The sequence below is a fragment of the Streptomyces sp. NPDC054956 genome (genome assembly GCF_053609185.1).
This window is the reverse complement of the sequence record NZ_JBSGXB010000242.1, coordinates 1-11837: the sequence shown is the minus strand read 5'-3', so window position 1 is coordinate 11837 and position 11837 is coordinate 1. Positions and strand designations below refer to the sequence as shown.

The 11837-nt window shown below is 71.9% G+C and carries 11 protein-coding genes and 1 pseudogene; 10 read left to right on the top strand and 2 right to left on the bottom strand.

The genetic code is table 11. The annotated features are described in order from the left end of the window. Positions 1 to 369: DUF6597 domain-containing transcriptional factor (locus ACWGDE_RS28895; protein WP_453391967.1), on the bottom strand; the 369-nt coding region annotated here is incomplete at its 3' end. 22 nt (positions 370 to 391) lie between these two features. Next, on the bottom strand, positions 392 to 1507 hold the full coding sequence (locus ACWGDE_RS28890; protein ID WP_453391966.1) for a YihY/virulence factor BrkB family protein: 1116 nt from the start codon (positions 1505 to 1507) through the stop codon (positions 392 to 394). Between the two features lie 17 nt (positions 1508 to 1524). On the opposite strand from ACWGDE_RS28890, the gene ACWGDE_RS28885 reads away from it, so the two are divergent. From ACWGDE_RS28885 to ACWGDE_RS28840, 10 genes and pseudogenes are all read left to right on the top strand, one after another. Beyond that, a complete protein-coding gene (locus tag ACWGDE_RS28885; protein WP_453391965.1) occupies positions 1525 to 3168 on the top strand; it encodes an acyl-CoA dehydrogenase family protein in 1644 nt (547 codons plus the stop codon). A gap of 374 nt (positions 3169 to 3542) precedes the next feature. After that, entirely contained in the window at positions 3543 to 4826 is a 1284-nt protein-coding gene (locus ACWGDE_RS28880) for a GAF domain-containing protein (RefSeq protein WP_453391968.1), read from the top strand. Positions 4827 to 4919: 93 nt separating this feature from the next. After that, entirely contained in the window at positions 4920 to 5483 is a 564-nt protein-coding gene (locus tag ACWGDE_RS28875; RefSeq protein WP_453391964.1) for a GNAT family N-acetyltransferase, read from the top strand. Positions 5484 to 5920: 437 nt separating this feature from the next. Further along, positions 5921 to 7633 carry a nitrite/sulfite reductase gene (locus tag ACWGDE_RS28870; RefSeq protein WP_453391963.1) on the top strand — a complete coding sequence of 571 codons (1713 nt, stop codon included), beginning with the start codon at positions 5921 to 5923 and terminating at the stop codon, positions 7631 to 7633. Beyond that, the gene (locus ACWGDE_RS28865) at positions 7630 to 7809 is read left to right on the top strand and encodes a DpnI domain-containing protein (protein ID WP_214956597.1); all 180 of its coding nucleotides are present in this window, start codon (positions 7630 to 7632) and stop codon (positions 7807 to 7809) included. The genes ACWGDE_RS28870 and ACWGDE_RS28865 overlap by 4 nt, the downstream gene beginning before the upstream one ends. Continuing rightward, positions 7806 to 8534, top strand: a complete 729-nt coding sequence (locus tag ACWGDE_RS28860) for a phosphoadenylyl-sulfate reductase (RefSeq protein ID WP_453391962.1) — start codon at positions 7806 to 7808, stop codon at positions 8532 to 8534. The genes ACWGDE_RS28865 and ACWGDE_RS28860 overlap by 4 nt, the downstream gene beginning before the upstream one ends. Positions 8535 to 8569: 35 nt before the next feature. Continuing rightward, positions 8570 to 9115 (top strand): adenylyl-sulfate kinase, encoded by a 546-nt coding sequence (cysC, locus tag ACWGDE_RS28855; RefSeq protein WP_266573308.1) that lies wholly within the window; start codon positions 8570 to 8572, stop codon positions 9113 to 9115. Beyond that, on the top strand, positions 9112 to 10050 hold the full coding sequence (cysD, locus tag ACWGDE_RS28850; protein ID WP_453391961.1) for a sulfate adenylyltransferase subunit CysD: 939 nt from the start codon (positions 9112 to 9114) through the stop codon (positions 10048 to 10050). Before cysC ends, cysD begins: the two co-directional genes overlap by 4 nt. Before the next feature lie 2 nt (positions 10051 to 10052). Beyond that, complete coding sequence (locus ACWGDE_RS28845; protein WP_453391960.1) at positions 10053 to 11393, top strand: sulfate adenylyltransferase subunit 1; 1341 nt, start codon at positions 10053 to 10055, stop codon at positions 11391 to 11393. 221 nt (positions 11394 to 11614) lie between these two features. Then, a pseudogene (locus ACWGDE_RS28840) lies at positions 11615 to 11837 on the top strand (sulfate ABC transporter substrate-binding protein); the annotation flags it as partial.

Here is an 11837-nt window from a genome sequence, read left to right as displayed (position 1 = left end):
CCCGGCCAGCTCCTCCAGCCCCGCGCGCGGGTCCTCGTACGAGGCCACCCGCCCGGTGAGGCGCCGCGCCTCGGCGCCGGGCCACAGGTCGGCCAGCTCCACCCGCCGGTCGCGCAGGATCCGGGCCGGTACGCCGAGCAGCAGGGGCGCCGTGCCGGGGGCGAGCCTGATCCCGGCGAAGCCGGAGCCCGGGACCTCCCCGGCCCGGTGCGCGACGGTGTCGGGTCCGGCCACCAGGAGCCGCCCGTCCACCCAGAGCAGGTCCATGCAGCCGTCGGGCAGCACCACGCCGCCGGTCCCGCCGGCCCGCCAGAGCACCGCTCCGGCGACCGTCCGGGACGGCCGTTCCTCGTACGCGGACTCGCTCACGCAGACCAGGCTACGGCGGCCGTCAGTGCTTGCGCAGGCGCGAGTGGTAGTCCTCCGGAGGGAGGAACTTCGACCAGCGCTCGGGGAACTCCGAGGGCATGTCGCCGTCCTCGTCGTCCTCCGACTCCCCCTCCGCCAGCGCCCGCCAGGCGGCGGCCCGCGCGACCAGCTGGGCGGCCTCCGCCTCGCGGACCCGCTCGTTCGCCTCGCGCGCCGCCGCCGTGGCCACCGAGGGCCAGACGCGGTCGATGGCGGCGTTGACGGCCGCGCCGACGAGGACGGCGAAGGCGGAGATGCCGATCCACAGCAGGACCGCTACGGGGGCCGCGAGCGATCCGTAGATCGTCGGCCCCTCCACGGTGTTGGTGAGGTAGATCCGCAGCAGGAACGAGCCGAACACCCACATGGCGAGGGCCACCAGCGCACCCGGCACGTCCTCGATCCAGGGCGACCGGACCGGGACGGACACGTGGTAGAGCGTGGTCAGGAACGCGATGGACAGCAGGGTGACCACGGGCCAGTACAGGACCTCGATCACCTCCGTGCTCCACGGCACGAGCCGTACGACGGCGTCCGGGCCGACCACCATCAGCGGCAGCACGATGGCGCCGATCAGCAGGGCGATGACGTACAGGAGGAAGGCCAGCAGCCGGGTCTTGACGATGCCGCGCTGTCCGTCGAGCCCGTACATGACGGTGATGGTGTCGATGAAGACGTTGACGGCGCGCGAGCCCGACCAGAGGGCGAAGGCGAAGCCGAGGGAGATGAGGTCGGGGCGGCCCCGGTTGGTGACGTCGTCGAGCATCGGCTTGGCGATGTCGTTGACGCCCCGGTCGGACAGCACCGTGCCGACCGCCCGCAGGATGTTCTCCTCGATGCTGGCGACGGTCGTACCGCCGGACCAGCCGTCCACGTAGCCGAGCAGGCCCAGCAGGCCCAGGAAGAGCGGGGGCAGCGAGAGCAGGGTGAAGAAGGCCGCCTCGGCCGCGAGTCCGAGGATGCGGTACTCGATGCACGAGTTCACGGTGTCTTTGAGCAGCAGCCACGCCATCTTGCGCTTGGAGACGTTGCGGTAGAGGGCGCGGGCCCGGTGGAGCCGTCCCGGGATCCGCTCAGGTGTTTCTTTTGCTGGCTGCACGTCCTTACGGTATCGGCATGGCAGCCACCACCCACACAGTCACCAACCAGGCCCCGCTCCTCGTGGGCTACGACGTATACGGCAGCGACCGGGTCCTGAGCGAGGGCGTGGAGCGGCATCTCGCGGACGCGGCGCCCGAAGTGGCCGCGGAGGTAAGGGAGGAGCTCACGGACCTCGGGCGCGCGGCCGGGTCCCGGCAGGCGCAGGACTGGGGGACGCAGGCGAACGAGAACCCGCCGAAGCTGCGGACGCACGACCGGTACGGGAACCGCATCGACGAGGTGGAGTTCCACCCCTCGTGGCACCGGCTGCTCGGGCACGCCGTGGGCGCCGGGCTCACCGACGCGTGGGGGCGGCCCGCGGGGCATCTGCGGCGCGCGGCCGGGTTCTTCGTGTGGTCGCAGGCGGAGGCCGGGCACGGCTGCCCGGTCTCGATGACGCACGCGGCGGTACCGGCGCTGCGGACCGATCCGGAACTCGCCGCCGAGTGGGAGCCGCGGCTGACCTCGCACGTGTACGAGGAGGGCCTGCGGCCGGCCGGGGAGAAGGCCGGGGTGCTCTTCGGCATGGGGATGACGGAGAAGCAGGGCGGCAGCGACGTACGGGCCAACACGACGGCGGCGGTACCGCTGGACGCCTCGGGCGAGTACCTGCTGACGGGGCACAAGTGGTTCTGCTCGGCGCCGATGTGCGACGGGTTCCTGGTGCTGGCGCAGGCGCCCGGCGGGCTGACGTGCTTCCTGGTGCCGCGTGTGCTGCCGGACGGCACGCGCAACGTGTTCGGGATCCAGCGGCTGAAGGACAAGCTGGGCAACCGGTCGAACGCGTCGAGCGAGGTGGAGTTCGACGGGACCTGGGCGCGGCGGGTGGGCGAGGAGGGCCGGGGGGTGCGGACCATCATCGAGATGGTCGCGGCGACCCGGCTGGACTGTGTGATCGGTTCGGCCTCGCTGATGCGGCAGGCGCTGACGCAGGCCGCTCACCATGCGGAGCACCGCTCTGCTTTCGGAGCACCGCTCATCGACCAGCCTCTGATGCGCAACGTGCTCGCCGATCTCGCCCTGGAGTCGGAGGCGGCCACCACCCTGACCCTGCGCCTCGCCGCCGCCTACGACGCGGGCACCGACCAGGAGCGGGCCTTCCTGCGCATCGCGGTGCCCGCCGCGAAGTACTGGGTGACCAAGCGCTGTACGCCGATGGTCGCGGAGGCCCTGGAGTGTCTGGGCGGAAACGGCTACGTAGAGGAGTCCGGGCTGCCCCGGCTGCTGCGCGAGTCCCCGCTGAACTCCATCTGGGAGGGCTCGGGCAACGTCCAGGCCCTGGACGTGCTGCGCGCGCTCCAGCGCGAGCCGCAGGCCCTGAACGCCTTCCTCCAGGAGGTCGGCCTGGCGCGCGGCGCCGACCACCGGCTGGATTCGGCCATCAAGAACCTGCTGACCGAGCTCGCGGACCTGGAGGGCATCGAGGCCCGGGCCCGCCGTGTCGTGGAGCGGATGGCCCTGGTGCTGCAGGGATCGCTGCTGGTGCGCTGGGCCCCGCCGGAGGTGGCCGACGCCTTCTGCGCCTCGCGCCTGGGCGGCGACTGGGGCGCGGCCTTCGGCACGCTGCCCCACAGCCTGGACCTGGGATCGGTGGTGGAACGGGCCCGGATCGCGGGCTAGCAGGAGGTCCTCGGGAGGGCCCCAACCCTCCGAGGAGCACTGCGGGCCGAGATCCGAGCCCGTTGACCTGGAACAGGGATGGCGCCGCGCCGACTCGGCACCACCCCTGATCCGAGAAGCCCCGAGGAAGGAGCTGTCACGTCGCTGGGCGACGTCCGCACAGTTTCGATCGGCCGACCGGGACTTGGCGAGAGTTGCAGGACGTTGCAACCTTTGAGTCGGAACCGCCCGCCGGGCGTGCCGGACGGGCCTCGGGGAAGCGGCGTGTCCGGGATCACCTCCGGGCGGTATCCGTAGTACGGCTGTTCCACCACGGGGAGGTTCCGGTGGCCCACACCAAGGGCAGTGCGGTCGATGTCGCACGCATCTCGGCCATGGACGCACGGGATGCCGCGCGTCTGCTCAAGGGCGTACGGGCGGCGGCGCTGGCCGGGGACCGGCCGCCGGCCGCGCCGCGCCCGGAGATCGCCGAGTCCTGGCGCCGGATGATGGCGGGCGGGGTCCACCCGGACCGCGACACCCGCTCCCGGATGCTGTCCGCCGCCGAGACCGAGGAACGGCGCCAGACCTCGCCGCTACGGGACCTGCTGCCCGTCCTGCGCGAGGGGCTGCTGCCCTCGCTGGACGAGGCCCTGCACATCATGGTCGTCGCCGACGCGGACGGCCGGCTGCTGTGGCGGGAGGGCCACTCCTCGATCCTGCGCAAGGCGGACCGGCTCGGCTTCGCGGTCGGCGCCGACTGGGACGAGGCCGTGGTCGGCACCAACGGGGTGGGCACCGCGCTGGTGGCCCGCAGACCGGTCCAGGTGTTCTCGGCGGAGCACTTCGTCTCCAGCCACCACGACTGGACCTGCGCGGGAGCCCCCGTACGGGACCCCAGGGACGGGCAGCTGCTCGGCGTCGTCGACGTCAGCGGGCCGCTGGCCACCATGCACCCGGCGACCCTGGCGTGGGTGAGCTCCGTGGCCCGCCTCGCGGAGCGGGAGCTGCGGGTGCGCCACCTGGAGTCCCTGGAGCGGCTGCGGTCCGTGGCGGCCCCGCTGCTGGCCCGGCTGCCCGGGCGGGCCCTGGCCGTGGACGCCCACGGCTGGACGGCGGCCGTCACCGGCCTGGCGCCCACGGAGCGGATCCCGCTGCCCAAATCCTTCGGCCCGGGCCGGGTGTGGGTGCCGCAGCTGGGCGACTGCCTGGTGGAGCCGCTGCCGGGCGGCTGGCTGCTGAGCGTCGCGCAGGCCCGTACCGGCGCCGAGGCCGCCACCCGCGTCGTCCTGGACCTGAGCCGTCCCGGAGGCTGGCTGGCGACCGTCTACGGGGCCGCGGGCAGCTGGTCCCAGGAGCTCACCCCGCGCCACGCGGAGCTCCTGTTCCTGCTGGCGGAGTCGCCGAAGGGCCGCTCGGCCGCGGAGCTCGCCCTGGAGCTCTTCGGCGACCCGACGCGCACGGTGACGGTCCGCGCGGAGATGTCCCGGGTGCGCCGCAACCTGGCGGGCGTCCTGACCCATCGCCCGTACCGCTTCGCGCAGGACGTGGAGGTGGAGCTGGTCCGCCCCGCGAACCCGGCCGCCCTGCTCCCCCACTCCACGGCCCCGGCCGTGGTCAGCGCCCGGCGGGGCGCCCCGGAGCCCTGGGGGCCCTCCGGCGGCGGCCGGTGCCTGTGACACCGGTGCCCGCGTCCCCGGCGCCCGCACCCGCGCCCACGGCTCCCGGGCGCCCGTGACCCTGACGTACGCGCGTGTGATTCCCTGGCGTACATGAGCACCATCACACTGACCACCTGGTCCCTGGAAATGACCTCACCCTCCGATCTCGTCCCGGCGGCCGTCCCCGGCCCGGAGATCCGCATCGCGCGCTCGGAGGTCCCGTCGCCGGAGTTCAGCCGCTTCCTCTACGCCTCGGTGGGCGGCGACATCCACTGGACGGACCGGCTGTCGCTGACGCGCGCCCAGTGGGTGGAGCAGCTGGGCCGTCCCGGGGTGGAGACGTGGGTGGCGTACGACCGGGGCACGCCGGCGGGCTACGTGGAGCTCGATCCCCAGCCGGACGGTGTGGTGGAGATCATGTACTTCGGCCTGCTCCCCGACTTCCGGGGCCGGCGCATCGGCGGCCACCTGCTGACGGTGGGCGTCGAGCGGGCCTGGTCGCTCGCCGAGCGCTGGCCGGAGCTGGACCCGACGCGGCGCGTCTGGCTCCACACGTGCAGCCAGGACGGCCCGACGGCGATGGACAACTACCTCCGGCGCGGCTTCAAGGTCTTCAAGGAGGAGTCGGAGCAGAAGGCGCTCACCCCCACCCCCGGCTCCTGGCCCGGCGCGTAGCCCCGGAGCCCGGCCCCGCGCAGCGGCGGGGCCGGAGGGGCCCGTGGGGTGACCCCGGTCACGGAGATCTTGCGATGCGAGACGAGTTCGTCCGGATTGTGGACAGTAGTGGACTCCTCCAATCGCCCCATGCCACGCTTCCCCCCATGAACGGAGCTGGAATTGCCTTGGTGAGTCGACGACACGTCGACCTCGGCCGCATGTCCAGCGCCATCTGTCCGGCGCGCTGACGGTAATCGGCACCGCCGCGACAGCGCTCCGCGCCGCTGCCGCCGCGGACGCGAGAACACCGCCCGCCGTACTCCCGCACCGCAATCCCCTGTAGGCCGTGCACCGCCCCGAACGGGCGGTGATCAGCCACATCCGCTCCACGCCAGGGGTTCCGCCGCCACTGCCCCTGCCCCCTGCCTTGAGCCGTTGAAGAAGGACGTACCGTCATGGCCGCCACCCCCGAAACGCCCGCAGCCGCCGCACCCGCTGCCGCCGCCGCGCGCCGTAAGACCGGCCGTCACCGCGGTGAGGGTCAGTGGGCCGTCGGACACCACACGCCCCTCAACGGCAACGAGCAGTTCAAAAAGGACGACGACGGTCTCAATGTGCGGACGCGCATCGAGAACATCTACTCCAAGGCGGGCTTCGACTCGATCGACCCCAACGACCTGCGCGGCCGTATGCGCTGGTGGGGCCTCTACACCCAGCGCAAGCCCGGGATCGACGGCGGCAAGACCGCGATCCTGGAGCCGGAGGAGCTGGACGACAAGTACTTCATGCTGCGCGTCCGCATCGACGGCGGCCGGCTGACCACCGAGCAGCTGCGCGTCATCGGCGAGATCTCCGAGGAGTTCGCGCGCGGCACCGCCGACCTCACGGACCGGCAGAACGTGCAGTACCACTGGATCCGCATCGAGGACGTCCCGGAGATCTGGCGCCGTCTGGAGGCCGTCGGCCTCTCGACCACCGAGGCCTGCGGTGACACGCCCCGCGTCATCCTCGGCTCGCCCGTCGCCGGCATCGCGCAGGACGAGATCATCGACGGCACCCCCGCCATCGACGAGATCTACCGCCGCATCGTGGGCAACCCGGCCTTCTCCAACCTGCCCCGCAAGTTCAAGTCCGCGATCTCCGGCTCGCCGCTGCTCGACGTGGCGCACGAGATCAACGACATCGCCTTCGTCGGCGTGAACCACCCCGAGCACGGCCCCGGCTTCGACGTCTGGGTCGGCGGCGGCCTCTCCACCAACCCGAAGCTGGGCGTCCGCCTGGGCACCTGGGTCTCGCTGGACGAGGTCCCGGAGGTGTACGAGGGCGTCATCTCGATCTTCCGCGACTACGGCTACCGCCGGCTGCGCACCCGCGCCCGCCTGAAGTTCCTCGTCGCCGACTGGGGCCCGGCCAAGTTCCGCCAGGTCCTTCAGGACGAGTACCTCAAGCGCGAGCTGACCGACGGCCCCGCGCCCGAGCAGCCCAGCGGCCAGTGGCGCGACCACGTCGGCGTGCACCAGCAGCAGGACGGCAAGTTCTACGTCGGCTTCGCGCCCCGCGTGGGCCGCGTCGACGGTGCCACCCTGGTCAAGATCGCGGACGTGGCCTCGCAGCACGGCTCCGGCCGCCTGCGCACCACCGCCGAGCAGAAGATGATCGTGCTCGACGTCGAGGCCGACAAGGTCGACTCGGTCGTCGCGGCCCTGGAGGCGCTGGACCTGCGGGTCAAGCCGTCCCCGTTCCGCCGCGGCACGATGGCCTGCACCGGCATCGAGTTCTGCAAGCTGGCCATCGTCGAGACGAAGGCGCGCGGCGCCTCGCTGATCGACGAGCTGGAGCGCCGCCTGCCGGAGTTCGCCGAGCCGCTCACCATCAACATCAACGGCTGCCCGAACGCCTGCGCCCGTATCCAGGTGGCGGACATCGGTCTCAAGGGCCAGCTGGTCCTGGACGACGAGGGCAACCAGGTCGAGGGCTACCAGGTCCACCTGGGCGGCGCGCTCGGCCTGGAGGCCGGCTTCGGCCGCAAGGTCCGCGGCCTCAAGGTCACTTCGGCCGGTCTGCCCGACTACGTCGAGCGGGTCGTCACGCGCTTCCAGGACCAGCGCGAGGACGGCGAGCGCTTCGCCGCCTGGGTGACCCGTGCGAAGGACGAGGACCTCTCGTGAGCGAGCGCGCGGCCCCGTTCTACTGCCCGTACTGCGGCGACGAGGACCTGTTCCCCAACGAAACGGGTCACGGTGCCTGGGAATGCAGGGCCTGCAATCGAGCCTTCCAGCTGAAGTACCTCGGGCTGCTGGCCCGGGGTGTTCAGTCCAACGACGCTGGAGGGGACGAGATATGACCACTACTCAAGACGCGCATCTCACATCGGCGCAGCTCAAAGCGGCGGAACTCAAGGCGCTGGCCGAGCAGGCGGGCCGGGACCTCGAGGACGCCTCCGCGCTGGAGATCCTCACCTGGGCGGCCGAGAACTTCGGCAAGCGGTTCGCCGTGACCTCCTCCATGGAGGACGCGGTCGTCGCCCACCTGGCGTCCCGCGCCTTCCCCGGCGTGGACGTGGTCTTCCTCGACACCGGCTACCACTTCGAGGAGACCATCGGCACCCGCGACGCGGTCGAGGCCGTGATGGACGTCAACGTCATCACCCTCACCCCGCGCCAGACGGTCGCCGAGCAGGACGCGGAGTACGGCCCCAAGCTGCACGACCGCGACCCCGACCTGTGCTGCGCGCTGCGCAAGGTCAAGCCCCTCGAAGAGGGCCTGACCGCGTACGACGCGTGGGCGACGGGCCTGCGCCGCGACGAGTCCCCGACCCGGGCGAACACCCCGGTGGTCGGCTGGGACGAGAAGCGGCAGAAGGTCAAGGTCTCGCCGATCGCCCGCTGGACCCAGGACGACGTGGACGCGTACGTCCTGGAGCACGGCGTCCTCACCAACCCGCTGCTGATGGACGGTTACGCCTCCGTCGGCTGCGCCCCCTGCACCCGCCGGGTGGCGGAGGGCGAGGACGCGCGCGCCGGCCGCTGGGCCGGGCGGGGCAAGACCGAGTGCGGACTGCACGGCTGATGACGACCAGCGAAGAACTTACGGAGACAGAGCAGATGAGCGTGAGCGACCAGGGCGCCACCGTGTGGCTGACCGGGCTGCCGAGCGCGGGCAAGACCACGATCGCCTACGCGCTGGCCGAGCGGCTGCGCGCCGAGGGCCACCGCGTGGAGGTCCTCGACGGCGACGAGATCCGGGAGTTCCTCTCCGCCGGTCTCGGTTTCAGCCGTGAGGACCGGCACACCAACGTGCAGCGGATCGGCTTCGTCGCCGAACTCCTCGCGTCCAACGGCGTCAAGGCGCTCGTCCCGGTGATCGCGCCGTTCGCGGACAGCCGTGAGGCCGTCCGCAAGCGGCACGCCGCCGAGGGCACCTCGTACCTGGAGGTCCACGTGGCCACCCCGGTCGAGGTCTGCTCCGAGCGGGACGTGAAGGGCCTGTACGCCAAGCAGGCGGCGGGCGAGATCTCCGGTCTGACCGGGGTCGACGACCCGTACGAGGCACCGGACTCCCCGGACCTGCGTATCGAGTCGCACACGCAGTCCGTGCAGGAGTCGGCTTCCGCACTGCACGCGCTGCTCACCGAGAGGGGTCTGGCATGACGACGACCGTCGCACACGTCCACGAAGGGACGGACGCGCCCTACGCGCTGTCGCACCTCGACGCCCTCGAGTCGGAGGCCGTGCACATCTTCCGCGAGGTCGCGGGCGAGTTCGAGAAGCCGGTGATCCTCTTCTCCGGCGGCAAGGACTCGATCGTCATGCTGCACCTGGCGCTGAAGGCGTTCGCGCCGGCGCCGGTGCCGTTCACCCTGCTCCACGTGGACACCGGCCACAACTTCCCCGAGGTCCTGGACTACCGGGACCGCGCGGTCGCCAAGCACGGCCTGCGGCTGCACGTGGCCTCCGTCCAGGAGTACATCGACGCCGGCAAGCTGCGCGAGCGCCCGGACGGGGTCCGCAACCCGCTGCAGACCGTCCCCCTCACGGAGGCGATCCAGAGCCTGAAGTTCGACGCCGTCTTCGGCGGCGGCCGCCGCGACGAGGAGAAGGCCCGCGCCAAGGAGCGCGTCTTCTCCCTGCGCGACGAGTTCTCCCAGTGGGACCCGCGCCGCCAGCGCCCCGAGCTGTGGCAGCTCTACAACGGCCGCCACGCACCGGGCGAGCACGTGCGCGTCTTCCCGCTGTCGAACTGGACCGAGCTGGACGTGTGGCAGTACATCGCCCGCGAGAACATCGAACTGCCGGAGATCTACTTCGCCCACGAGCGCGAGGTCTTCAAGCGCAACGGCATGTGGCTGACGGCCGGCGAGTGGGGTGGTCCCAAGAACGACGAGGCCACCGAGACCCGCCTGATCCGCTACCGCACCGTCGGTGACATGTCCTGCACCGGTGCCGTCGACTCCGACGCCACCACGCTGGACGCCGTGATCACCGAGATCGCCGCATCCCGTCTCACCGAGCGGGGCGCGACCCGCGCCGACGACAAGATGTCCGAGGCCGCGATGGAAGACCGCAAGCGCGAAGGGTACTTCTAGAAATGACCTCCACCATCGAGCAGTTCACCGACGCGTCGGCGACCACCCTGCTGCGCTTCGCCACCGCCGGCTCCGTCGACGACGGCAAGTCCACGCTCGTCGGGCGCCTCCTGCACGACTCCAAGTCGATCCTCACCGACACCCTGGAGGCCGTGGAGGCCGTGTCCGCCCAGCGCGGGCAGGACACCCCCGACCTGGCGCTGCTCACCGACGGCCTGCGGGCCGAGCGCGAGCAGGGCATCACCATCGACGTCGCGTACCGCTACTTCGCCACCGCCCGGCGCCGGTTCATCCTCGCCGACACCCCGGGGCACGTGCAGTACACCCGGAACATGGTCACCGGCGCCTCCACGGCCGACCTGGCCGTGGTCCTGGTCGACGCCCGCAACGGCGTGATCGAGCAGACCCGCCGGCACGCGGCCGTCGCCGCGCTGCTGCGCGTTCCGCACGTGGTCCTGGCCGTCAACAAGATGGACCTGGTGGGCTACGAGGAGGCCGTCTTCGCGAAGATCGCCGAGGAGTTCACCGCCTACGCCTCCGACCTGGGCGTTCCGGAGATCACCGCGATCCCGATCTCGGCGCTGGCCGGCGACAACGTGGTCGAGCCCTCCGCGCACATGGACTGGTACGGCGGCCCCACGGTGCTGGAGCACCTGGAGACCGTTCCGGTCAGCCACGACCTCACCGCCTGCCCGGCGCGTTTCCCGGTGCAGTACGTGATCCGTCCGCAGACCGCCGAGCACCCCGACTACCGGGGCTACGCCGGGCAGATCGCCTCCGGCGTGCTGCGCGTCGGCGAGGCCGTCACGGTCCTGCCGTCGGGCCGCACCTCGGTCATCGAGGGCATCGACGCGCTCGGCGAGAGCGTGGACATCGCGTGGGCCCCGCAGTCGGTGACGGTGCGTCTGAAGGACGACATCGACATCTCGCGCGGCGACCTGATCGCGCCGTCCGCGAGCGCGCCGGCCACCACGCAGGACGTCGAGGCGACGGTCTGCCACGTGGCGGACCAGCCCCTGGCCGTCGGCGCCCGGGTGCTGATCAAGCACACGACGCGCACGGTCAAGGCGATCGTCAAGGAGATCCCCTCGCGGCTGACCCTGGACGACCTGTCGCAGCACCCGAACCCCGGGCAGCTCGTGGCCAACGACATCGGCCGGGTCGTCGTCCGTACCGCCGAGCCGCTCGCGCTCGACTCGTACGCCGACTCCCGCCGCACCGGGTCCTTCCTGCTGATCGACCCGGCGGACGGTACGACCCTGGCGGCCGGCATGGTCGGCGAGTCCTTCGCCTCCAAGGCCGAGACCACCATCCAGGCGGACGAAGAAGGGTGGGACTTCTAGATCATGCTTGCCGATCTCTACTCCACCTTCGCGAAGGAGGGCGGCCGCGTGGGCAGCGGCGCCCTCGGCAGCGGCCAGGGAGGGGTGGCGCGATGTGCGCGATGACGTACGCGCACCGCATGCGCGCCCACACCCCCGAGCCGTACCCGCCCTTGCTCCACAGACGAAGACGTGCGTCATGAGATGACCACGTCACGAGAGGAAGTCCTCCCGTGCCTGCCATCCGCACCACCCGCACCACCGCCCGCCGCGGCGTCGTCGCCGCTGCCGCCCTGCCGCTGCTGATCGGCGCGCTCGCCTCCTGCGGCTACGGCTCCCAGGCCGAGAAGGACGCTCCCGCGAAGGCGAACGTCGCGGACGCCGGCAAGCCGCTCTCCGCGTCCGAGGTCCGCATCGGCTACTTCCCGAACCTGACCCACGCCACCGCGCTCGTCGGCCTCCAGG